Origin of the sequence: Rhodococcus jostii RHA1 (genome assembly GCF_000014565.1) — a bacterium.
Lineage (GTDB): Bacteria > Actinomycetota > Actinomycetes > Mycobacteriales > Mycobacteriaceae > Rhodococcus_F > Rhodococcus_F jostii_A.
Genome location: NC_008268.1, coordinates 7,435,981 through 7,459,777, shown reverse-complemented (window position 1 = coordinate 7,459,777; position 23,797 = coordinate 7,435,981). Strand labels below are relative to the sequence as shown.

Here is a 23,797-nt window from a genome sequence, read left to right as displayed (position 1 = left end):
CCGGGGAACGCCTCGGGAACACGCCCCGCGCATAGTGGCGGAATGATATTCAAGCAGTACGTCCTGGGCTGTTTGTCCCAGCTGTCCTACCTGGTTGGTGACCAGACGACGGGCCGGGCGGTCGTGGTGGATCCCCACCGCGACGTGTCGGTCTATCTCGCCGATGCCGAACAGGCGGGTTTACGCATCGAGCGGGTCATCGAGACCCACTTTCACGCCGACTTCCTCTCCGGACACCTCGAGCTCGCTGCACTAGGAGCGACGATCTGCTACGGCGAGGGTGCGCAGGCCGACTTCGACATCGAGGTTCTGGCTGACGGCCAGCGACTCGACCTCGGTGAGGTCCAGCTCGAGATCCGGGCAACGCCCGGTCACACGCCCGAGTCGATTAGCGTCGTGATCCATGCCCACCCGGCCGACGCCGAGCCCTACGGGGTCCTCACAGGGGACGCGCTGTTCATCGGTGACGTCGGCAGACCCGACCTCCTCGGCTCGGTCGATTTGTCGGCGGACATGATGGCCCGGCAGCTGTATCGGTCGATCTCCGAGAAGTTCCTCACCCTTCCCGACCGAACCCGGGTGTTCCCGGCCCACGGGGCCGGGTCGGCGTGCGGCAAGAACCTGTCCACCAGCAATTCCTCGACGATCGGCGAGCAGCGGAGGACGAACTACGCGCTTGCCCCGATGACCGAGGACCAGTTCGTTGCCGTCGTCACGGAAGGCCAACCCGTCACGCCCCCGTACTTTTCCTTCGACGCCCGGCGCAATCGCGAGCTTCGGCCGCTGCTCGACGACCATCAGCTCCCGCCCGCACTGTCGCTGTCCACCGCGTTGTCTCTGCGCGAGCGTGGCGCGGTCGTGCTGGACACCCGTGAACCGGCCGACTTCGCCGCCGGCCACCTACGCGGCTCGGTGAACGTCGGGCTCGGCGGCCGATTCGCGGAGTGGGCAGGCGATGTGTTGCGGCCCGACACAGCCATCGTCCTGGTGTGTGAGCCAGGGCGCGAACTCGAGGCGAAGGTTCGGCTCGGCCGTATCGGTTTCGACAATGTCGCGGGGTATCTCGAGGAGCCGACGCGCGCCCTGGGCCACCCCCAGCTCGTCGAGCGCAGCTCTCGGCTCACGGCCGACGAGCTTGACGTGCGCCGCGCCGAGCTCGGCGACCTGGTCGTCGTCGACGTGCGCAGTCGCGGTGAGCTCGAGCGCGGCGTGATTGACGGATCTGTGCACATTCCCCTGGCTCGATTGCTTGATCGAGTGGGCGAATTCGCTTATGGCACACCAACTGTCGTGTACTGCGCGAGCGGTTACCGGTCGATGATCGCGGCGAGCCTGCTCTCCCTGGTCGGCCTCGCCGACGTGTCCGATCTACTCGGCGGATACGAGGCGTGGGCGGGCGCGACGAGGATCTGAGGGAACAGCAGCGCCGTCACCAACGTCCGTGGTCAGTACGTCTGATATGTAGAGGAGTCTGTCAAGAGGGCAGAGTGAGGCGCCTCCGGGGAGCGACCCTGGAGGCGCCTCTGCACTTCATCGACAGGTCCCAGTGGTGAGCGTGTCGATATGCGACGCGCGGTCAGACTGATATACGCGGGTTGGGTACCGCAGGACGGTTTTTCGGCTGGATCGCATCCGCGTGTCTAGGGTCGAGCGTCGGCCTCGACGGCCTGCTCATAGTTGTGTCGCGGGTCGATCCACGCGCCGTCACCGCTGGAGGTCGTCGGCGAAGCAGATCAGGGGGTTGACCGTCAGCAGTCCATCACCGCCAGAGACCAGCACCAGCCCGCCAGTTCCCGCGCAATGGCCACGTTCGCTGTCACGGGTCGTTTGCTGCGTTCGAGAAACCCCACCCACCTCTGGTGCAGGCGACGGTTGCCGTCGTCGCCTCGGGTGCGGGCCGCGGCCGGTGCCTGCTCCCACCGGGACCGCATCACTGCCCCGATGTGATAGCGCGGCCGGTGATGCCAGGCAGCTTCCACCAAGAGCCGTCGGGCGTGGGTGTTGCCGGTCTTGGTGATCGATCCCTGCACCCGGGACGAACCGGACGAGTACTCCGAGGGCACCAATCCGACGAATGAGCCGATGGTGTTGCCGGTGAACCGATTCCAGTCACCGATTTCCACCGCCAACGCGAAACCGGTCAAGGTGCTGACCCCGCGCAGGCAACACATCCGGCGGACAATCGGGGTGAACTCACTCGCCGCGGCCATCTCCTCGATCGCGGCATCGAGTCGCCGACGTCGGGCCTGCATCGTGAGCACATGGTCGTAGTCGGCGTCGAACGCCATCCGTGTCGCAGGCAAGATCAACTGCGGCGCCGCTTCGGTGCGCAACCACCGGTCATGCGCTCCGGTCCATGCTCGGCCGCCGTAGTAGACGATGCCGTGCCGAAGCAGCAGCTTCGACAGGCGGTGACGCGCCCGCATCAGATCCCCGCGGCAATCCTCCCGGGCCCGCACCAGATCCCGGGCCGCTTCCTGATCGACGCTGGGGATCGCTACCGAGGTGACCTCGTCCAGGCGCAGCAACCGGGCCAGGTGCAGAGCGTCGCGGGCGTCGGTCTTGACCCGGTCCCCGGATGGTTTCTGCAGCTTGGACGGCGCGACAACCTCACACCGGACGCCGGCGGCGGCCAGATCCCGATGCAGTCCGAAACCGGTCGGGCCGGCCTCGTACGCAACTGCTACCGGCCCCGGCAGGCTCGATATCCAGGATCGGATGTGCTCATAGGACGGGGTCAATCGTCCCTGGACCACCTGACCGGTGAGACTGTCGATGGCCGCTGCCGCGACCGAACGTGCGTGCACGTCCAGTCCAATGCTCGTACGCTCGGTAAACACCGGGGCCTCCCACAATTGTCGGATAGGCCGGGCAGGCAGGTTCGTCTGCTCGGTAACCCACGAATCTTGTGCGTGAGGCCTCGGCCCGCAAGAGCGCTCTACCGGCTCCTTTCGGGGGGGCGTCCCTCGGTTACTGCTGACCCGCCCGGCGCAGGCCGGCGATGTCAACGTGGAGCACGCGCAGCGCAGCGAGCATGAACGACGTTGAGATCGTCCCCCGCGCCGGGCGCACCCTTTCATCGGACCGAGGGGACGTCCCGCCGCAACGGGAGCGAGCTCACGACAAGTCGTGCGTCACTCCATATCGTCTAGTCACGGAACCGGCTGGTCGCAATCCGCCGCCCGCGGTCGTCTGGATCAGGTGGGTGTTGAGCATCGAGTTGGTGGTCGGGGTTCTGGTCTGTGCTGGAGACAAGTGCGTGGGCGATCAGCATGCTCGACAACACCGCTGGTGACGTTTCTCGTCGGACACCCGCTATGAATGGGCAAGGCTTCCTTCTCCCTCGGAGTGCCGGTATGGGCTTCCGCTGGCGAGGTCGAACGATATTCTGGGGACATACCTGCGAGAGGCGTGCGGTAGATGAGTCGGTGTTGCCGGTGACAGAGGCGGATCCATTCGCGACGCAAGGGGACGTGTCCGGTTCGGTCACCGCGGAGCTGGCGGCGGCCGGGTTCGAGGACGCTCGGGAGATCGGCCGCGGCGGGTTCGGCGTCGTCTACCGGTGCCTGCAGATCTCGCTGGCTCGCACCGTGGCGGTCAAGGTTCTCATCGCCGACCTGGACGAGCTGAACCGGACGCGGTTCCTTCGGGAGCAGCGCGCGGCGGGCCAGTTGACCGGCCACCCCAACGTCGTCAATGTGCTGCAGGTGGGCGTCACCGACAACGGCCGGCCTTTCATCGTGACGCCCTATTTGGCCCAGGGCTCCCTCGATGCGCGGATCCACCGCGACGGAACGCTTCCATTGGAGGAGGTGCTGCGGTTCGGGGTCAAGTTGGCCGGGGCACTGGGGACCGCGCACCGCCAAGGGATCCTTCATCGCGATGTCAAGCCCGGCAACATCTTGCTCACCGACTATGGCGAGCCGGCGCTGACGGACTTCGGCATCGCCCACATCGCGGGCGGGTTCGAGACCACGACCGCCGTGGTGACGGGGTCGCCGGCGTTCACCGCCCCCGAGATTCTGGCCGGGGAGTCGGCGAGTGCGGCCGCGGACGTCTACGCACTGGGGGCGACGTTGTTCGCGGCGATCACTGGGCACGCCGCCTTCGAACGTCGCAGCGGCGAGCAGTTGGTGGCCCAGTTCCTCCGGATCAGCTCCGCGCCCGTGCCGGATCCCCGGGAGCACGGCGTCCTCGAGGACGTCAGCGCCATCATCGAACATGCAATGTCCGGCGACCCGGGACGCCGCCCCTCCGCCGCGGAACTGGGCGAACTACTGCAGGCATCTCAGCGTCGTCATGGGTTCCCGGTCGACGAGATGGCATTGACCCCCGATCCGGGCGTAGTACAGGAGAGCACGCGCTCGGCCCCCGCGGATTCTTCCTCGCCGGAACGCGAGCCGGGTGGACGCTGGCCGGCACCAACATCGGATTCGGTCCGGACCGGCGGCCTTCCCCTGGAGTTGACCAGTTTCGTCGGCCGCCGCACGGAGCTGGCCGAGGCGAAGAACTTGTTGTCGACCTCACGGCTGGGCACGTTGACCGGGATCGGCGGAGTCGGCAAGACTCGACTGGCGGTGCGGGTCGCGACCACGGCGCAACGGGATTTCCCCGACGGAGTGTTCCTGGTGGAGTTGGCCGAACTTCGTGACCAGTCGCGATCCGTGGCCGCCCCCGGATTCGTGCTCACCGACGACAACACGGTCACCGTTGCCCGCATCTGCCGGCGACTGGACGGGTTGCCGCTGCCGATCGAGTAGGCGGCAGCACGACTACGCGCGATGTCGCCCGAGCAGATCCTGGCGCGGCTGACGGACCGCTATGCATTGCTCACCCGCGGCAACCGGAGCGCACCGTCGCGGCAACAGACACTACGGATGTGCATCGACTGGAGCTACGACCTGTGCACGCCCATGGAACAAAAGGTGTGGGCACAGCTGTCGGTGTTCGCCGGGGGCTTCGAACTCGATGCCGCAGAAGAAGTCTGCGACGCGGATCCCGCAGCGGACGAACTCCTCGACACGGTGACGTTCCTGGTCGACAAGTCGATCCTGACCCGGGAAGCTGTCGGCGCGACAGTCCGCTTCCGCATGCTCGAGATCTTGCGGGACTACGGCCGGGAAAAGGCGCAGGAGGCCGGCGAGTATCCCGACCTTCGTCGCCGACACCGGGAATACTACGAGCGGTTGGCACTCGAGGCGGAAGCCGACTGGATCAGTTCCCGGCAACTCGAGTGGATCACCGGGCTCGGCAGGGGGCAGCCGAATCTGCGGGAGGCGCTGGAGTTCTGTTCGTCCGACAATCCCCACACCGGGCTTCGGATCACCGCCGCCCTCTTCCCGTTCTGGCTTTCCCGGGGTTTGCTCAGCGAGGGACGGCACTGGTTCGACCGCCTCCTCACCCACCTGACGGGCCCCCTTACTGTCGAGCGGGCAAAAGCGTTCTACGCCGACAGCATCCTGGCCGGACTACAGGGCGACCTTCAGGTGCCGACCGCCCTGGTACGGCAGGGTCGTCTGCTCGCCGACCAGCGGACCGACCCGATTTCGCGCGCACACCTCGACCTGGCCGAGGGATTCCTGGCACTGTTCGGGGGTCAGCTACCCGACGCACGGGCGCATCTCGACGAGGCCGTTCAGGTGTATGCCGCACGCGGCGACCTTCTCTGCCAGGTCGTCGCTCTCCTCGGCCTCGAATTGACGCACGACATGCTCGGCGAGGCTGAGCGGGCCATCGACTGCCACGAGCGGGTCCTGGCGATCACCGAGCCACGGGGGGAAGTGGTGTATCGGTCGTACACCCTTTGGGCACTTGCTGTCGCGGTGTGGCGGCACGGTGATCGCGCGCGAGCGATTCGGTTACTCGAGCAGTCGCTGCAACTCAATCGCGGGGTCAACGGTCGCCTGAACGCCAGCCTCTGCCTACAGGCACTGGCATGGATTGCCGCCGAGGAGCACAACTCCCGGCTCGCGGCCGTGTTGATGGGGGCCGCGGAGGAACTCGCCTGGTCGGTGGGGAGCCCGGTGGTGGTCTTCCCCGGTCTGCTCGAGTACCAACAGGAGTGCGAACGTCAGACTCGGCGGGCCCTGAGTGATCAGGCCTACGCCGCCGCCCACCGGGAGGGCGCTGCGCTCGGTTTCAGCGGAGCCGTCGCCTACGCGCTGGGCGAGCAACTCCCGCCCACGCCGACGTCCGCCGCCGATCCGACCAAACGCGAACGCCAGGTCGCCGAACTGGTCGCCGAGGGGCTGACCAACAAGGAGATCGCCGCCCGCCTGACGATCTCACCCCGCACCGCGCAGGGCCACGTCGAGCACCTTCTGACCAAGCTGGGATTCACCTCACGCGCTCAGATCGCGGCGTGGATCGTGGAATCGCAGAACAAGCCTTCCTGAGATCACGTCGGGTGGTGACGTCATGCGGAAGCCCGCACGGCGGAACCGGGTACGGTGGTGAGGTTGATCCGAGGTCACCTGGCCGGTGCGGAGGACTGGAACAGATCGATCAGATTGCCGACGGGGTCCGCGAGCAGAATCTGGCGACCACCCGGGCCGCTGACCACATCGCTGCGAAAGGCGACACCGGCGTCACGCAGTCGGGTGATCTCGGCGTCGAGGTCGCTGACGATGAGGTGGATACGGTTGCCGCCCGGGCCGGTGATGTCCGACGTGGTGGCGCGAGCACCCGAACTGGCCGGGCCGGACAACAACAATCGCAAGGGGTCACGGATCACGTCGGCGAACGCAGGGGCGAGATTGGTATGCAAGGTGAAGCCGAGGTGGCTGGTATAGAAGTCGTGGCTGCGGACACGTCATCGACGAGGTAACGGACGCCGGCGCATTCGTCCGGTGGGGTCATCGGACACTCCTTTTCACGGTTGGGTGGCGAGGGTGGGAAGCAGGTACAAAATGCGGGTGTCGATCTCGACGGCGGAAATGACGAGGCGGTCCCTCGGTGCTGACATCGTTCCCGACATCATCGGCTGTCCGCCCAACCGGAGCGGGGGTCGAATCCGCCCATTTCCTCTGCCCGAGCGTACGCCCGCAGCGCCTCAGCGGCTTCGTGGCCGAGATCGGACGGGACCGCGACCTCTACGGTGACCAGCAGATCGCCGACCGCGTCGCCGCGGCGGGGCACCCCGCGTCCGCGCAGCCGGAACGTTCTCCCCGACTGGGTTCCCGGCGGGATCTTCAGACTGACCCGACCATCGAAGTTTGGGACGGACAGCACGGTCCCCAAGGCCAATTCGGCGAACGACACGGGAACGGTGACGGTGAGATCATCGCCGCTGCGGGCGAACACCGGATCCGGTTCGACGCGCACGGTGACATACAGGTCCCCCGACGGCGCCCCACCGAGACCAGGTTCGCCCTGCGCCGGTAACCGGATGCGCTGCCCGTCGCTCACCCCGGGCGGAACACGGACGGAGATAGTGCGGGTGCGGTCCCCGATCCCGGCGCCCTGACAATCCGGGCAGGGGGTGTCGACGATCGATCCCGTGCCCCGGCAATCCTCGCAGGGTTCGCTGAACCCGAAGCCGCCCAGATTCCGGTTGCGCACCCCGACGCCGCGGCAGTGTGGGCACGTTCGTTGCCGGGTTCCCGGCCGTGTGCCGGAGCCGTGACAGCTGGTGCACACCATCGGCCCGGTCATCAACAGCGGCAACACCATCCCGGCAACCGCCTCCCGGAACGACAGTCTGGTCTCGGTCTCGACGTCACTGCCTCGCTTCGGCCGGGCCGATGCAGTTCGGGTTCCTGCGCGCCGGAACAGGTCTCCGAGCACATCGCCGACCCCACCCAGAGGATCGCCTATGGTGAAGGGCGAACCGCTCCCGAACAGGTCCCCGAAGTCGAAGCCGCCCGAGCCGGTGCCAGGAGGAAAACCCGTCCCGGGGAACCCCCCTGATCGGAGCAGCCGGCGCACGCGGTCGTAATCCTTGCGTTTGGCGGGGTCCGAGAGCACCGCGTACGCCTCACTGACCTTCTTGAACCGCTCCTCCACCTCGGTGTTGTGCGGGTTTGCGTCCGGATGCAGCTCCCGAGCCAATGTGCGGTACGCCTTCTTGATCTCCTCGGCCGACGCCGTCGAAGGGACACCCAGGACGGCGTAGAAGTCGCGGTCGAGCCATTCCTGCTGCGACACTTGGCATCCTCCTTCCTTCTCCAGGCCGCGACGAGAGCGCAATGCGTTCCGAGATCGGCGTCGTCAGACTGGTGTGCGGTGTCTCAGGAGCCGTCGACCGGTGCGGTGCCCGTGACGTTCCCCGGCGACGCGGGCCCCTCGACCACGGTCACCGTCGCGGTCCGCAGCACCTTGCGGTCACCGAAGGTGTAGCCGCGTCGCAGCACCCTGCCCACGACGGGATCGCCCCCGGCACCTTCGTGCTGGATCGCTTCGTGCAAGGTGGGATCGAAGCGGTCACCCTCTTCACCGAATGCGGCCACTCCCAGGCCGGTCAGGATCGCATCGAGCCCGGCCGCGATCGCACGCAGGGGTTCGGTTTCGAGGTCGCCGTGCTCGCGGGCTCGATCGAGGTCGTCGAGGATCCCGAGAAACTTCGCCGCCACCGACGCCGTCGCGGCCTCGACTGCCGCGTGTCGGTCGCGTTCGATCCGGCGCCGGTAGTTGGTGTACTCGGCCTGCACCCGCTGCAGATCGGCGGTCAACTCCGCCACTCGATCAGGGTGTTCGCGCGCCGCCCGATCGGCCCGGTCACCGGGGTGCATCTCCGCGTCGGACGTGGTCGGCTGGGGTTCCCGTTGTGGTGTCGGGGTGACGGGCTCGCTCGGAGTGTGCTCGCGTACCCGGCCGGTATCCGGATCGAAGCGGCGTTTGTCGGTGATCGAGATCGGTTCCCGCGGCGGCTTGTCGCCGTCGCGGCGCTCGCTGCTGCTCATCGGTTGTCCTCCCGTCCGGGTTCGTCCACCACCTCAGCGTCGAAGACCTCCTCGGCCCCTCCCGAGGAACCGTTCCCACCGCCGGTGGCGGCCGAGTCCTTCGCCTGCGCGTCGTAGATCGCCTGGCCCAAAGCTTGCGAGTCGGTGGTCAGTTTCTCGATGGCCTCTTTGATGGCCGTGACGTCGCTGCCCTTCAACTTCTCCTGGGCATTCGTGATCGACGACTCGACCTTCTCCTTGACGTCGGCGGGCACCTTGTCCTCGTTGTCCTTGATGAACTTCTCGGTCTGGTACACCAGCGACTCGGCCTGGTTGCGCACCTCCGCTTCCTCCCTGCGTTGGGCGTCCTCGGCAGCGTGAGCCTCGGCGTCCTTGATCATCCGGTCGATCTCTTCCTTCGACAGACCGGAACCCTCCTGAATCTTGATCGTGTTCTCCTTGCCCGTGCCCTTGTCCTTGGCGGTCACGTGCACGATGCCGTTGGCGTCGATGTCGAAGGTGACCTCGATCTGCGGCACCCCCCGCGGTGCCGGCGGAATCCCGGCCAGCTCGAACGAGCCGAGCAGCTTGTTGTGCGAGGCGATTTCGCGCTCACCCTGGAACACCTGGATCTGCACCGAAGGCTGGTTGTCGTCAGCGGTGGTGAACGTCTCGGAACGCTTGGTCGGGATGGTGGTGTTGCGCTCGATGAGCTTGGTCATCACGCCACCCTTGGTCTCGATGCCGAGGGACAGCGGGGTGACGTCGAGGAGCAGCACATCCTTGACCTCGCCCTTGAGAACACCGGCCTGCAGGGCGGCGCCGACGGCGACGACCTCGTCCGGGTTGACACCCTTGTTCGGTTCCTTCCCGCCGGTCAGCTCGCGCACCAGATTCGTCACGGCCGGCATACGGGTGGAGCCACCGACGAGCACGACTTGGTCGATGTCCTTGACGGAGATCTTCGCGTCCTTGATCACCGATTGGAACGGGGCCCGGGTGCGGTCGAGAAGATCGGACGTGATCTTCTCGAACTCGCTGCGGGACAACTGCTCGTCGAGGAACAGCGGGTTCTTGTCCGCGTCGACGGTGATGTAGGGCAGGTTGATCGACGTGCTCTGCGACGAGGACAGTTCGATCTTGGCCTTCTCGGCAGCCTCGCGGAGACGCTGCAGAGCCATCTTGTCCTTGGTCAGATCGATACCGTTCTGAGCCTTGAACTTGTCGGCCAGCCACTTCACGATCCGGTCGTCCCAGTCGTCACCACCGAGGTGGTTGTCACCGGACGTGGCGCGAACCTCGACGACGCCCTCGCCGATTTCGAGCAGCGAGACGTCGAACGTGCCGCCACCGAGGTCGAAGACCAGGATGGTCTGTTCCTTGTCGCCCTTGTCCAGGCCGTAGGCCAGTGCGGCCGCGGTGGGCTCGTTGACGATGCGCAGGACGTTGAGACCGGCGATCTGGCCGGCTTCCTTCGTGGCCTGACGCTGGGCGTCCTCGAAGTACGCGGGGACGGTGATCACGGCGTCCGTGATGTCCTCACCCAGGTACGCCTCGGCGTCGCGCTTCAGCTTCATGAGCGTGCGCGCGCTGATCTCCTGAGCGCTGTACTTCTTGTCGTCGATCGCCACATGCCAGTCGGTGCCGATCTCCCGTTTCACCGATCGCACCGTCCGGTCCACGTTCGTCACCGCCTGGTTCTTGGCGGGCTGGCCGACCAGCACCTCACCGTTCTTCGCGAACGCCACCACCGACGGTGTCGTGCGCGAACCTTCCGAGTTGGCGACCACCACCGGGTCGCCGCCCTCGAGCACGCACACCACCGAGTTCGTGGTCCCCAAATCGATTCCCACCGCGCGAGCCATGACCGCCTCCAGCAGCACACCGGGTGGGCGTGATCCTTCGGTCGATCTGCGTCGTCACACCCACCGAACTTGAGTGTTATCGACTCAATTTTCCCTCCGGTCCAAACCGAGGTCAAGGCGAAGGATTGAGCGTGGAACGCTCAACCTTGCTGTGTTTGCCCGGTGGATTTCGTCTTGATCGGTCGCCGAGGCGCTTGGTAGGAGATAGCCCGCTCACCGTCGAATGGCAAGGAACACAAGCAGTCCGAGTGGTCCGGCGGTAGATCCGCGACCACCCCGAACGCCGGGCCGCGGATTACCCGCAGCCCGGACGACTGCGTTGATTCACCCCACCCTCCCACGCGATTCACTTGGCCGGGACCGGCCACGCCGACGTCTATCGGCGCGCAGCCCGATCGGGTTGCCGTCGGCGTCGGCAAGCACGCAGATCCGCATCTCGGGTGCGACATGACGTGGAGCGTTGCGCTCGGTTGCGCCGGAGGTCGGATACGGGGATCACCAGGCTTCGGATTGTGGGTCTCATGTTCGTCTCCTCGGGGCTATCTGATGATTCGTCATCTCGTATCGACGCAACCGGGTTCCAGATCGGGCCTCCGAGCGGTTCGTCATCTTCTACCAAGGGGCTCCTTCATCGTTTGCGGCAGTCGACGGGTGGCGGATCGTCCACCGGTTCAGCGCATTTGATGGTCTCTCCCCGGAACAGGTCGGGGAACGCGCTATCGGTGTTACCTTGAGCCCTGTGTGTGGCGGTCGGCAATCCTCGCGGCGGCGCACGGCGCTGCTTACCGTGCTAGGGGTGATCGCCGCCGAGCGCATGGCCGTGCAGTTCGGCCACACCAACGCTACGAGCGACGTGCACGAGACGCTCCCAGCTGACATCGGAGCCGACGCGCTCGCGCCGCGCCGCGCCCCGGAGCGCGGCGCCGTCAACTGGCCGGTATCGCTGCCGGCCCGCGCGCGGGCACCGTCACCGACCTCGGCCGTGTCACCATGCCCGTGCGGAACAGCCCCTGTGTGCTCCGGGTGTGACAGGCAGGCACCGGCTGCCGTCCCATCAGATCTGACGCCACTCCCCTATCGTGACCGCCACGGGCTTGTGCGCCACATCCCTTCCCGGACGTGCCGCGTGACCCGATAGTCGTTTCAGCACTGGCAGATTCGTTGCCGGTGCACCGTCGGAATGAGGTGCCGAAGTGCATTCCAAGATTGTTCTCAAGCTCACCGGCGCCACCGTGGCCGCGGGGATAATGCTGGCCGGGGTGATGTTTCCGGTCGCCGCCGGGCTCGGGTACGCATCCAACCGTGCCGCCGACAGCGTCGGTAATTCCTCGGCCGAACTGGCCGACGGGGTGGTGCCGGCGGTGACGACCATGACGGACATCACCGGGAAGCCTATTGCCTGGCTGTACGACCAGCGCCGATTCGAGGTCCCCAGCGACCAGATCTCCAACGAGATGAAACTGGCGATTCTCTCCATCGAGGACAGGCGGTTCGGCGAACATCAAGGGGTGGACTGGCAAGGCACGATGCGGGCCTTCTTCACCAACACCACCAGCGGTCAGATCGAACAGGGTGCCTCGACCATCAATCAGCAGTACGTGAAGAACTACCTGCTGCACGTGGTCGCCAAGACCGACGCCGAACGCCGTGCCGCGATCGAGACCACGCCGGTCCGCAAGATCCGGGAAATCCGGATGGCGATGACCCTCGACCAGGAACTTTCCAAAGAGGAAATTCTCACCCGGTATCTGAACCTGGTGCCGTTCGGCAACGGTTCTTTCGGGGTGCAGGACGCCGCCCGCACATACTTCGGCATCGACGCCAAGGACCTGAATCTGGCGCAGTCGGCGATGCTCGCGGGCATGGTGCAGTCCAGCTCCGCACTGAACCCCTACACCAACCCGGAGGGGGTGTTCGAGCGCCGCAATGTCGTCCTGGACACCCTGGTCGTGAATGTTCCGGACCGGGCCGCCGAGATCCGCGCCTTGAAGGAAACACCGCTCGGGGTGCTCCCGAAACCGAACAATCTGCCCCGGGGATGCATCGCCGCCGGCGACCGCGGGTTCTTCTGCGACTACGCGTTGCAGTACCTCCAGACCGCCGGGTTGTCCCGGGAGCAGCTCGAAAAGGGCGGCTACCTGATCCGCACCACCCTCGATCCGGCCGTGCAGGGATCGGTGAAGTCGGCGGTGTCCACTTACGCCGACCCGAAACTCCCGGACATCGCGAGCGTGATGAACGTCGTACAGCCCGGGCAGGACCAACACAGGGTCCTGGCGATGGCGGGCAGCCGCAACTACGGCCTGGACGCAGCCGCCGCGGAGACGGTGCAGGAGTTGCCCTATTCACTGTCCGGGCACGGCGCCGGATCGGTGTTCAAGGTCTTCACCACGGCAGCGGCCATGGAGAAGGGGCTGCGTCTGAACGCGATCCTCGACGTACCGGGCCGGTTCGATGCCTTCGGGATGGGCGACGGCGGCGCCCCAGGGTGCCCCGGCGGCGCCTACTGCGTGCAGAACGCCGCCCCGTATCCGCGGGCACTGTCGCTCACCGACGCCCTCGCCCAGTCGCCGAACACCGCGTTCGTGAAACTTCTCCAGGCCACCGGGGTCGATGCGACGGTGGACATGGCGATACGCCTCGGCATGCGGTCCTACACCGAACCGGGCACGTCCGGGTACGGGGACCAAAGCCTGGCCGACATGCAGAAGGACCAGAATCTGGGGTCGTTCACCCTCGGCCCGGTGTGGATCAATCCGCTCGAGCTGTCGAATGTCGCCGCGACCCTGGCCTCACACGGCAAGTGGTGCCCGCCGAGCCCGATCGACTCCATCGTCGACCGGCAGGGCCGACCGGTCCCGCTCACCCAGCAGGCGTGCGAGCAGGTCATCGATCCCGGCCTGGCCGACACCCTGTCCAACGCGCTCAGCAAGGACGACCTGCCCGGTGGCACGGCGTCGGCCGCTGCCGCGGCCGCCGGGTGGAAGCTGCCGATGTCCGGCAAGACCGGGACCACCGAATCGCACATGTCGTCGGCGTTCATCGGGTACACGAACAACCTGGCCGGCAGCGTCTACGTGTTCGGGGACTCGCCGACCCCCGGCCAGATCTGTACCAGCCCACTGCGCTCGTGCGGGGACGGCAACCTCTTCGGCGGCACCGAGCCGGCCCGCACCTGGTTCACGGCGATGATGCCGATCGCGAACAACTTCGGCCCCACCACCCTGCCTCCGATCGACCCGCGCTACGCCCGCTGACCGGACGACGAGCGGGGTGAACGCCTTCGACTGGACAGTAACTCTCGGGTTGCTGCGACTGTTCTGCTGACGATTGGTCGCGCCGGAATCGGCAGGCAGGGCGGCCCCGCGAGGCATGGGAAGGTCAACGATGAGCAGCTGGCCCTATTGGTTCGAAATTGCGGTGACATGCGGGATCACCGCCGTAGGCACCATCGTGTGGGGACACTGGGAGGAACACACCCCGAAATGGCGGCGCATCGGCAAGATTTTCGTGTTGTGCGGGCTGTCGGTCCTGGTTTGCGCCACGGCCGGGCGATTCTGGTTCTTCGTACTGCTCGGCGTCCTGGCCGCGATCGTGCTGCTGATCCACGCCTGGTGGCTTCCGCGGAAAGGCATCAACGGATGGACCGGCGAGCCCCGCGAGAAGTACTACGCCCTCCGCGGCTGGAGATGGCCGCCGGAAAGGCAATGAACTCAGTGGTGATGACCGGCGATTCCCGCACTCTGGACGTTCGGAGGAGAATCAAGGCATGAGCACACAGGACGATGCCGCGATCGCCGAGGCACGCAAGACCGGCGTCGACGTCAAGCGCGAGATCCGGCGCTGACGCCACATCAGATCGAGAATCAACGTCGGCCGGAGTCAAACGCACAGTGCAGAGGTGGTGATCGGGCGTGATCCATCAAGAGATCCGGGAGTGGGTCGCCGAGTTGATGCAACTCGACATTGCGACGGCCAGCCCCGGAGAGTTGGCCAAGCTCGACGCCATGACCGCGCTGGCCGAAGGGCAGTATGTGCAGCAGCTGTTGAACCTCCACGAATTCAGGCCGCTGGTGGGCTGAACCGGGCTGAGACGTGGTGCGCACCAGGCCAGCGAACTATGGGCAAAGCAGTCGCAGCCCTCCCCACCCCGCAGCTATCACCACGCGTGGAGTGAAAGGCCAGAGCGGCCGGCGTGCCCTGATGACGCGCGAAACTTCCCTACGCCCCACCTGGGCCCGTCGGCTCACCGGTCGATCGTGCTGACCGCCCACCACCATAACGACGAACAAGGCACACATCATGTCGGCAGACCCGAGTCCTGCTGACGGCGTTGATGAAACCGCTCGCGCTGCTCATCGAGCAAGATCACACCACGACGCTGGACGCGGTGATGTTCACGAGCAATCAGCAGTCGCACCGACGCCGTCCGCTGCTCCAGCTCGGCCGCGCGCCTGGCCGCGCCCTCATCGTTGAGCAGGTACGCCGCGGCACGGTCGCAGTCGATCAGGATCTGCTCGTAGGCGAGCCGTACCGGCTCCTGTTCGTCGAGCCGTGACACCGCCACATCTTCGAACAGTTGCAGCGGAAGCCGCGCCAGTCGGTAGTTCACACGTAGAAGGGCCAAGGACAGGGAGCCGAGTGTCACACGCGGCATCGTAAGCTCGGCGAAAGCACGTGCGGATAGGGTCTAAAGTCCCGTTGTCTCGCAATGTCGGCGACTCACGTCGTTGTTCGATTCCCGATCCGGATCACAGCACCCGGCGCGTTATCGCGAGTCGCACCGAGCGCTTTCGGGGGTTTCCCGCACATGGACGGTTGCCCAGTGGCGCTCCCAACCGGAATGCGGTACAAACGAGCCCTGCAACTCAATTGTGATCCAAATCACTCTTAATCGTTACCGGAGGAGACAGACAAACCACCCAGGCGGCCAAGCCGATCGGACCCGATATCGCCACCGCCTGCGTCTATCCCTTGCGAAAGGAGCATGGAATGCATCCCTCGCTACCCATGAAGCAGCGCATACCCGGCGGTGCAGAACGCCTCTCACAGCCAGTCATCGGTGCCGGTGCCGCACTATCCGTCGCCATGCCCGCCTGGATGGTCACCCACTCACCGTGCGCCACCGCGGCGATCGTCGCCGCGACATTCGCCGGCCTCATCGCGGCAGCGGTGATGCTCCGGCCTTCGCCATGACGCACGCCCACACCAACGTCGACCCCATCCCGTCGGCACCCCAGGAATCGTAAAGGCTCGGTGCACATATGCCCTGGACTGTTGTGGTCATCGCCGTCACGTTGATCGTGGTGGTCGCCTCTCTCGGCGCAGCGCTCGCTGCGGATGCGATGTCGCATCGTCACGGACATGAACCCGAACCGTCACGTGTCGGTGGAGGAGGCGCAGCCCCCGCGCCGACGACACGGATCCGCAATCCCCGCTGGAGCCGGACCGCTGTGCAGGCCTGGACAATCTGCGGTGCCGCCTCGGCACTCGCGATTGCAATCGTCGGATTGCTGACGTCAGCTGGGTGAAGGAATGCCCTCATCGATACCGACTGCCGAAGAGCCCGACTCCGGAGACCAAAGACGTACCTGATCCGGACGGCAACAAGCCTTTTCATCCGGTCTCTATGACGGAGGCGCCGGCCAGGGATGATCGGGGCTGACGATCTTCACGATCTCGGCGAAGAAGTTCCACACGCCCAGCGGGTCGACGTTCGTATTGACCAGCATTACCACCGTCTTCCCTTCAGGCGGAAGGTAATACGCGTAGGTCTGGTAGCCCGCGATATTTCCGTTGTGGCCGATCCAGCCGTTCTGGTTCTCGACTCCAAGCCCGTACAGCGAACCCGCACCTTCCGACGGCGCCGGCTGAAATTGCTCCCGCTCGCGTTGGGTTGCCGGCGAGAGCAACGTTCCGGTCGCCAAGTCGCGCACCCACCCACGCAGGTCGTCGAGCGTGGAAATCATGTTTCCCGCACCGAATCCCCACGACGGGTTCCAGTCGGTCGCGTCCACCGTCTCCCCGTCGGTTTTTTTCGTGTATCCGTGAGCGTGCGGTGACGGAAGGGCCGCATCGGTCGGGACGGAGGTGTGGCCGAGATTCTCGGGTCGCGTGATGAATTCGTCGATGAATGCGTTCAGCGGCTGGCCGGAGACCTTCTCGACCACGAGGCCCAGGAGCGCGGTATTGGTGTTGGAGTAGTCGAACTCGGTGCCCGGTGTGAACAGCGGTGGACGGCTGAAACTGATCTCGAGCAGTTCCTGGGGTGTCCATTGGCGCTGCGGCTGACTCGGGAGCGCCGGGATCACCACCTCCGAGTAGTCGGGAAGCCCACTGCGCATGGCCGCCAACTGGCGGATGGTGATCGTGTCCCCGTTGGGGACGTCGGGTACGTACCTGTCGATCGGATCGTCGAGGCCGACCTTTCCCTGGTCGACCAGTTGCAGCACGGCGGTGGTGGTGAAGGTCTTGGTTACGCTGCCGACGCGCATGAACAGGTCGGGCGCCATGGGTTCCCCGGTGGCCGTGTCGCCCACCCCGAACGCCTCGGCGTAGGGCGCGGCGCCGTCCTGCCAGACACCGACGATGGCCCCGGGAATCGAGGCGTGCTCCATCGCCGCCGGAATCGTGTCGTCGAGCTGTGCGTCGGGCACGGCTGGTGGAACTGCCGACTCACCGCATCCCACCAGTCCGGTCATCGAGATCGCCAAGACCGCGACGATTCGGCGTCCCGCGAATATCTGTGACACCCCGCTCCCCATCCCTGCCTCCACCATCGATCTGATTGAAGCTTGCCTCATAGGCTTCGACTTGGATCGGTTTTCGGCGCCCGATTTGAGGCAAACGCCCCATGCGACGACGTGAGCGGCCGGCCGATGATCAGGGCATGACAAAGCGAGTTCAGGAATCATCGGTCACGACCGGATCGACATTCGAATCACCGACCGTCGGGCGGGTCGATGCGGTCGACGTGAGCCGGCAGGTCGGGGCACGGCAGATCCTCCAGGAGCTGTCACTGTCGGTCGAGCCGGGCGAGTTGGTCGCCATCGCCGGCGGCAGTGGAGCAGGAAAGAGCACATTGCTGGAGATCCTCGCGGGACTGCAACCACCGTCTGCCGGTGAGGTTCGGCACGACGGCGTCGTTCGCGGTGCCCGAGTCAGCGCCGATTCGCGCATCGGCTACGTGCCCCAGGACGACATCATCCACCTCGAGATGCCCCTGCGCCGCACGCTGCGGTACGCGGCGCGGCTCCGGTTGCCCGCGGGCACATCGGCGGCCGAAGCGAACCGGATAGTCGAGGAGACCATGCAGGACCTCGACCTGGCCGATCGAGCCGAGGTGCCGGTCCGTGCGCTGTCCGGCGGCCAGCGCAAGCGGGCCAGTATCGCCGTGGAACTACTGACCCGGCCACACCTCTTCTTTCTCGACGAACCCACCTCCGGGCTCGATCCGTCGACCGCAGCCGACGTGATGCGCCTGCTGCGCCGACTCAGCCGGCGCGGGGTCACAGTCGTCCTCACGACGCATGAGCCGGCCGGCATCGACCGGTGCGACCGGGTGGTGTTCCTGGCTCGCGACGGCCACCTCGCCTTCACCGGCAGCCCGACCGAGGCTCGGCGCTACTTCGGTGTGGAGGACCTCGCGGACGTGTACGACCGGCTGGCTCGTGAGCACACTCCCCAGATCTGGGCGGAGCGATTCGCGGACAGCGGTGGGACCTCGGAATCCCGGACCGGCTCGGCGCTACCGCCCGTCCTGCCCGTCCCCGCCACCCGTTCAGACGTCGAACGCACCGGCATGGTGCGGCAATGGTGGCTACTCACAAAACGCAATGTCGATGTCCTCCTTCGCAACCGGCTGACCCTGGCGGTGCTGCTCGGCTCACCGGTGCTGGTCACGGCGATGATGGCGACGCTGTTCCAGCGCGGCGCGTTCGATCCGCATGGCGCGGCCGACCTCGGCCCCGCCCAGATCGTCTTCTGGATCGCATTCGCAGGCTTCTTCTTCGGCCTCACGTACGGCCTGCTCCAGATCGTCGGGGAGATGGCCGTCTTCCGGCAGGAGCGCCTGGCCGGGCTCAGTGTCGGCGCCTACGTGGCCTCCAAGGTGGCAGCGCTGCTTCCGGTGCTGGCTGGAGTGAGCGCGCTGCTGCTCGGTGTGCTGCGGGCGCTCGGTCGGCTCCCCGCCGTCGGGTGGGACGTGTCGGCCGTCCTGTTCGTGACGATCGTGATCGAGGCGACCTCGGCGCTGGCTCTCGGCTTGCTCGCCTCGGCCGCGGTCTCCAACGCCGCGCAGGCCGCCCTCGCCCTGCCGATGCTCTGCTTCCCTCAGGTTCTGTTCGGTGGAGCCATCGTCCCGGTTGACGAGATGGCCCTCCCGGGACGCCTGATGAGCCTCGGCCTGTCCAACCGCCACGCATTCGAAGCCTTGGGGCGCGACCTGGATCTCGACCGGTACAGCGCCACCCTGCCGGCCATGTCCGCCTACGGCGACACCTTCCGCGGAGGCACCGGCGCCAGTCTCATCGCGCTCGCCTCATTCGCCGTCGCTCTCATGCTGGCCACCGTGTGGGTACTGGACCGGCGGTCCCGGCCCAGCGCATCCCGTCGATGACGGCCCCACACGGCCGGTCCCGCCAGAAGGCGGATGCTTCACTTCCCCACGACCGCATTGACCGGGAAGCCCACCAGACCCCGGTCGATCGCGGCGAGACTGGCCTGCGTGCGGTTGTTCACCCCGAGCTTGGCGTAGACACGTTCGACGTGGTTGCGTGCCGTTTTCTCGGCGATGAACAGGTCAGCGGCGATTTCTCGGTTCGACCGGCCCTGCGCGACGAGTCGCAGGATCTCGACCTCGCGGTCGGTCAGCCCGGCCGGCCAGGGCGTCCGCCGCGACACCCGTTGCCCCGCCGCCGCCAGCACGGCCGCCACCGACTCGGCGTCGAGGCGTCCGGTGCGCGCCTCCTCTTTCAACCGATCGGCAGCGCCGCGAGGATCGAGCGCCAGCCGGTGCGGACGCGGCTCGAGCAGTCGCTGATAGGCATCCGCCGCGGCAAGCAGCCGATCTTTCGCGGTCAATTCCGCGCCCGCGATCCCCCGGGGAAAGCCGGACCCGTCGATCCGTTCCCGGTGCTTCATCGCGACGGACACCACCGACTCCAAGCCGTTGACCCGGCTCAGTATCCGGCCGGTCAGATCCGGATACATTCGCACCCGTTCCCATTCAGTCGTGGTGAGCGGCCCCTTCTTCTCCCAGATCTGGTTGGACACTCCCATTTTGCCGAGGCTGTGCACGAGGCCGGCACGGTAGAGATGCGTGATATCCGACGGCGACATGCCCAGGTGCCGGGCCGCCCCGGCCACCAGATTCGCGACGCCACGCGAATGCCCCAGGGTGAACGGAGACTTGAGATCGACGAAATCAGCCATGGCCCCGAGTAGCTCGTCACTCTCCTCGGCCGTCAGGGTTCGGTCGCGATCCGGAGCCCGAGCCAACGCTGCGACCCAGACGTCCATTTCGAGCAGCCCGTCCACGATCGCCGCCGCGTCACGTTCGAACACCTCCACCACTGCCGGGCTGAACTGACTGCCGCGCCGGGAACGGAGAACCTCCTTCGCGTGCCCCAGCCCACCCGTCCGCAGGTGCACCTCGACGACGTCTGCCACGTGCGAGATGTGGATCTCGATCGGGATACCCTCTCCGCGACAACCGTTGGGCAACCCCCGGCCGTCCCAACGCTCGAAGACGTACGCCAGCGCCTTTCCGACCTGCCCGTCCAAGCCCATCCGATCGGACAGAACCCCGGCGGAACTGCAATGTGAATGGATCAGCGTGGCGACCCGGCCGCGCGCTGCGACCAGAAAGACAGCGGCCCGGATGCCGCGCTCCCAGCCCGGCAGTCCGCGTCCCACGTGACTCGTCATCAGCCGCAGAAACGGCAGGCCGGTCATGTCCACCGCGTAGGTGTCGGCCCGGAAGGCGATGTCGTCACCGAAGAGCGCCGACAGTTCGTGGGAGTCGGCGTGACAGCCGATCCACCCGACCAGATTGGCGTAGTACACGGTCGCTTGCTGCTCGGGGTCGAGTCCCATCCGCTCCGCTATCCGTGTCGCGATCAAGGACGACCGAAGCATGTGTTCCATCGGTTGTCCCAGACCGAGATCGATCGCCAGCGATACCGCGGCCAGCAGTTCGGCTCTGCTCAGACCTTTTCCCGAGCCGGGCAGCGTCCCGTGCGGGTGCATCTTCCCATTGTCCACCTCAACGTGGCCGGGCCTGGAGCAACTCGAAAAGACAGGTACCCACATACGCCGAACGACCCATGCGAAAGCTCGCAGGTCAACCCCGCCCGTGCGAAGCACCCTCGCACCGGCGGGTCAGGGCATTGCCCCAATTCAGGCAGCGTCGACCTCGCACACTGGGTAGGGTCCGATTCCATGGCCGACCAGGGGAAGATTCGGACAGTGGTGTGGGGCACCGGGAATGCGGGGCGGGCCGCGATCCGCGCGATCGATGCACACCCCGGACTCGAGCTGACGGCGGTGATCGTGGCCAACCCGGAGAAGGTCGGACGCGATGCCGGCGACCTCGCCCGCCTGGGCCGCTCGCTGGGGGTGGCGGGAACCGACGACGCCGACGCTGTGCTCGCGACCTCACCGGGCGCTGTCGTCTACGCCGCGTCGGGCGACATTCGCCCGGACGATGCGGCGGCGGACATCACCCGCGCACTCTCCGCCGGGGCCGTCGTCGTGACCCCGTCGATCTATGCGCTCTACGACCAGCGCAACGCGCCGGCCGAGTTGCGCGACCCGATCGAGGCGGCCGCGAAGTCCGGCGGCGGCGCCCTGTTCGTGTCGGGCGTGGATCCGGGATGGGGCAACGACGTCCTGCCGATCCTGATGACGGGCCTGGCCGGCACGATCGATCAGATCCGTTGCCAGGAGATCTTCGACTACACCACGTACGACCAGCACGATTCCGTGCGATACCTCGTCGGCATGGGCCAACCGATGGACTACGAACCGCCGATGGTCGCGGCGACGGTGCCGACGATGGTGTGGGGCGGCCAGATTCGGCTCATCGCCCGGGCCCTCGGTGTGGAGCTCGACGAGATCCGGGAGACGCTGCTGCGCCGGCCGCTGGACGAGACGATCACCACCGATCTCATGGGCGAGTTCGAGTCAGGCACCCAGGGGGCGCTGCGTTTCGAAGTCCAGGGCATCGTGGGCGGCGAGCCCCTGATCGTCATCGAGCACGTCACACGGATCCACCCGTCGTGCGCACCGGACTGGCCCGTGCCGCCGGACGGCGGGGACGGCGCGCACAAGGTGATCATCGAGGGACGGCCGCGCATCGAGGTGAACGTGGAGGCCACCGACGAGGGCGGCAATCGAGCGGCCGGCGGCAACGCCACCGCGGTGGGGCGCCTGGTCAACGCGATCCCCTGGCTGCGGACGGCCGCGCCGGGGCTCTACGACGCCCTGGACGTCCCGCTCACGCCCGGTCGCGGCAAGCTCGGCTGACACCACCCACGTCAGTTAGCCCTTGCGCTAACTATTGCTGCGGTGAATACTTTGCCTTATGGCTCAGTATCCGGAGCAGCTGAACGGCATCTTCCAAGCGCTCGCCGACCCCACCCGGCGGGCCGTGCTGGGCCGCCTGAGCCGGGGCCCGGCGACGGTCAGCGAACTGGCGAAACCATTCGACATGGCCCTGCCCTCCTTCATGAAGCACATCCACTTCCTCGAGGACAGCGGATGGATCCGGACGCACAAGCAGGGGCGCGTACGGACGTGCGCGATCGAGAAGGAACCGTTCACGGCCGTCGAAGCGTGGCTCGCGGAGCAACAGGAACTGTGGGAAAGCCGCACCGACCGACTCGAACAATTCGTCACCGAACACACCGTCACGGCACACGCAAAGGCCACACCGCAATGACCGACACCGCGAGACCCGATCTCGACCTCACGATTTCGCGCATCATCCGGGCACCACGTCCGGTCGTGTGGCGCGCCTGGACCGACCCCGCCAGCTTCGAGCAATGGTGGGTCCCCGCGCCGTCCCGGTGCCGGGTCGTCGACATGGAACTACGCCCGGGCGGGGCGTTCACGACCCGGATCAGTGAGGACGGGGGCGAATTCGTGCCACACATCAGTGGCTGTTTCCTCGCCGTCGACGAACTCGAGCGCATCGTGTTCACCAACTCGCTGGTCGGTGGCTGGCGTCCCGCCGAGCAGCCGTTCATGACCGCGATCATCACGTTGAACGACCATCCGACCGGCACGGAGTACGTCGCCCACGTGATGCACAAGAACAACGCCGACCGCAACACCCACGAAGAAATGGGTTTCTACGATGGCTGGGGCACCGTCACGAAGCAGCTCGCCGAACTGGCCGAGCGACAGGCGTAACGGAGGAGACCTTCCATGCGCAAGATCGTCCTGCAGATGATGACGACACTCAACGGTCGCCTCGACGACCCCGCCGCGTGGGTCCACGACCTCGTCGACGACCAGTACCGCGAGATCGATCGAATCTACTCGACCTTCGCCACGGTGCTGGTCGGGCGCACCACCTACGAGGAGATGGCCGCCTACTGGCCCCGCGCGCTGGCCGAACGCGCGGGGACCGAAACCAACCAGATCATGGCCGAACGGATGAACACCTACCGGAAGCTGGTCTTCTCGCGCTCCGGCGACCACCCGCTGACCGAATGGGCCGGCACCGAACAGGTCGTCGTGGCCACCGACGACGAGCTCGTGACCTACCTCGAGGATCTGAAGAGACAGCCGGGCAAGAACATTCACCTGTCCGGCGGATCCTCTTTCGCACGATCGGTCCTCGCGCTGGGGCTGGTGGACGAGTTCTATCTCTTCGTCTACCCGGTGGTGTCACCGGGCGCCTCCTGGTTCTCGGAGATCTCCGACCAACGTGGCCTCGAACTGGTGGGCACCGAGTCGTACGGCAACGGGGTCGTCGAAGTGCATTACGTGCCCCGGGAACGCGCGGACACACCCAGGCCGGACAGCTTCACCGACATGCTCGCGTAA

At 66.4% G+C, this 23,797-nt stretch carries 17 protein-coding genes and 2 pseudogenes; 11 read left to right on the top strand and 8 right to left on the bottom strand.

Going from position 1 to position 23,797, the window contains the following annotated elements; genetic code table 11:
* Positions 1 to 42: 42 nt before the first annotated feature.
* The gene (locus RHA1_RS33955) at positions 43 to 1,413 is read left to right on the top strand and encodes an MBL fold metallo-hydrolase (protein WP_011598680.1); all 1,371 of its coding nucleotides are present in this window, start codon (positions 43 to 45) and stop codon (positions 1,411 to 1,413) included.
* Between the two features lie 335 nt (positions 1,414 to 1,748).
* On the opposite strand, the gene RHA1_RS33950 is transcribed toward RHA1_RS33955, so the two are convergent.
* Positions 1,749 to 2,840, bottom strand: coding sequence for an IS110 family RNA-guided transposase (locus RHA1_RS33950; protein WP_011593996.1), 1,092 nt, complete (start codon positions 2,838 to 2,840; stop codon positions 1,749 to 1,751).
* A gap of 597 nt (positions 2,841 to 3,437) precedes the next feature.
* Between RHA1_RS33950 and RHA1_RS52175 the strand changes: the two are divergent.
* Positions 3,438 to 6,395, top strand: a pseudogene (locus tag RHA1_RS52175) (protein kinase domain-containing protein).
* 74 nt (positions 6,396 to 6,469) lie between these two features.
* Here RHA1_RS52175 and RHA1_RS33940 read toward each other — a convergent pair.
* The 4 genes and pseudogenes from RHA1_RS33940 to dnaK all read right to left on the bottom strand — a co-directional run bounded on the left by RHA1_RS33940 (position 6,470) and on the right by dnaK (position 10,744).
* Positions 6,470 to 6,858, bottom strand: a pseudogene (locus RHA1_RS33940) (VOC family protein).
* 117 nt (positions 6,859 to 6,975) lie between these two features.
* Positions 6,976 to 8,145 carry a molecular chaperone DnaJ gene (dnaJ, locus tag RHA1_RS33935; RefSeq protein ID WP_011598675.1) on the bottom strand — a complete coding sequence of 390 codons (1,170 nt, stop codon included), beginning with the start codon at positions 8,143 to 8,145 and terminating at the stop codon, positions 6,976 to 6,978.
* 83 nt (positions 8,146 to 8,228) lie between these two features.
* Positions 8,229 to 8,900 (bottom strand): nucleotide exchange factor GrpE, encoded by a 672-nt coding sequence (grpE, locus tag RHA1_RS33930; RefSeq protein ID WP_011598674.1) that lies wholly within the window; start codon positions 8,898 to 8,900, stop codon positions 8,229 to 8,231.
* On the bottom strand, positions 8,897 to 10,744 hold the full coding sequence (gene dnaK / locus RHA1_RS33925; protein WP_011598673.1) for a molecular chaperone DnaK: 1,848 nt from the start codon (positions 10,742 to 10,744) through the stop codon (positions 8,897 to 8,899). The genes grpE and dnaK overlap by 4 nt, the downstream gene beginning before the upstream one ends.
* Before the next feature lie 1,193 nt (positions 10,745 to 11,937).
* Here dnaK and RHA1_RS33920 point away from each other — a divergent pair.
* The 3 genes from RHA1_RS33920 (at position 11,938) to RHA1_RS50710 (ending at position 14,826) form a co-directional block, all read left to right on the top strand.
* Positions 11,938 to 14,001 (top strand): transglycosylase domain-containing protein, encoded by a 2,064-nt coding sequence (locus RHA1_RS33920; protein ID WP_011598672.1) that lies wholly within the window; start codon positions 11,938 to 11,940, stop codon positions 13,999 to 14,001.
* A 130-nt stretch (positions 14,002 to 14,131) separates the two neighbouring features.
* Positions 14,132 to 14,455, top strand: coding sequence for a hypothetical protein (locus RHA1_RS33915; protein WP_011598671.1), 324 nt, complete (start codon positions 14,132 to 14,134; stop codon positions 14,453 to 14,455).
* 203 nt (positions 14,456 to 14,658) lie between these two features.
* Positions 14,659 to 14,826 (top strand): hypothetical protein, encoded by a 168-nt coding sequence (locus tag RHA1_RS50710; RefSeq protein ID WP_009480173.1) that lies wholly within the window; start codon positions 14,659 to 14,661, stop codon positions 14,824 to 14,826.
* Between the two features lie 218 nt (positions 14,827 to 15,044).
* Here RHA1_RS50710 and RHA1_RS33910 read toward each other — a convergent pair whose 3' ends face one another.
* On the bottom strand, positions 15,045 to 15,392 hold the full coding sequence (locus RHA1_RS33910; protein ID WP_016880195.1) for a hypothetical protein: 348 nt from the start codon (positions 15,390 to 15,392) through the stop codon (positions 15,045 to 15,047).
* 344 nt (positions 15,393 to 15,736) lie between these two features.
* Here RHA1_RS33910 and RHA1_RS33905 point away from each other — a divergent pair, with 344 nt between their 5' ends.
* Positions 15,737 to 15,940: a hypothetical protein gene (locus tag RHA1_RS33905; RefSeq protein ID WP_037195621.1), complete on the top strand. Its 204-nt coding sequence runs from the start codon at positions 15,737 to 15,739 to the stop codon at positions 15,938 to 15,940.
* A gap of 431 nt (positions 15,941 to 16,371) precedes the next feature.
* Here the strand turns inward: RHA1_RS33905 and RHA1_RS33895 are convergent, their stop codons facing one another.
* On the bottom strand, positions 16,372 to 17,508 hold the full coding sequence (locus tag RHA1_RS33895; RefSeq protein ID WP_011598666.1) for a serine hydrolase domain-containing protein: 1,137 nt from the start codon (positions 17,506 to 17,508) through the stop codon (positions 16,372 to 16,374).
* Positions 17,509 to 17,633: 125 nt separating this feature from the next.
* Between RHA1_RS33895 and RHA1_RS33890 the strand changes: the two genes are divergently transcribed.
* Complete coding sequence (locus RHA1_RS33890; RefSeq protein ID WP_050787440.1) at positions 17,634 to 19,361, top strand: ABC transporter ATP-binding protein/permease; 1,728 nt, start codon at positions 17,634 to 17,636, stop codon at positions 19,359 to 19,361.
* 38 nt (positions 19,362 to 19,399) lie between these two features.
* Here RHA1_RS33890 and RHA1_RS33885 read toward each other — a convergent pair whose 3' ends face one another.
* Positions 19,400 to 20,992 carry an HD domain-containing phosphohydrolase gene (locus tag RHA1_RS33885; RefSeq protein ID WP_011598664.1) on the bottom strand — a complete coding sequence of 531 codons (1,593 nt, stop codon included), beginning with the start codon at positions 20,990 to 20,992 and terminating at the stop codon, positions 19,400 to 19,402.
* 192 nt (positions 20,993 to 21,184) lie between these two features.
* Here RHA1_RS33885 and RHA1_RS33880 point away from each other — a divergent pair, with 192 nt between their 5' ends.
* The 4 genes from RHA1_RS33880 to RHA1_RS44740 are packed head-to-tail and all read left to right on the top strand — an operon-like array spanning position 21,185 to position 23,797.
* On the top strand, positions 21,185 to 22,270 hold the full coding sequence (locus RHA1_RS33880; protein WP_011598663.1) for an NAD(P)H-dependent amine dehydrogenase family protein: 1,086 nt from the start codon (positions 21,185 to 21,187) through the stop codon (positions 22,268 to 22,270).
* A gap of 58 nt (positions 22,271 to 22,328) precedes the next feature.
* A complete protein-coding gene (locus tag RHA1_RS33875; protein ID WP_011598662.1) occupies positions 22,329 to 22,685 on the top strand; it encodes an ArsR/SmtB family transcription factor in 357 nt (118 codons plus the stop codon).
* Positions 22,682 to 23,158 (top strand): SRPBCC family protein, encoded by a 477-nt coding sequence (locus tag RHA1_RS33870; RefSeq protein WP_011598661.1) that lies wholly within the window; start codon positions 22,682 to 22,684, stop codon positions 23,156 to 23,158. Before RHA1_RS33875 ends, RHA1_RS33870 begins: the two co-directional genes overlap by 4 nt.
* 15 nt (positions 23,159 to 23,173) lie before the next feature.
* On the top strand, positions 23,174 to 23,797 hold the full coding sequence (locus RHA1_RS44740; protein WP_016880191.1) for a dihydrofolate reductase family protein: 624 nt from the start codon (positions 23,174 to 23,176) through the stop codon (positions 23,795 to 23,797).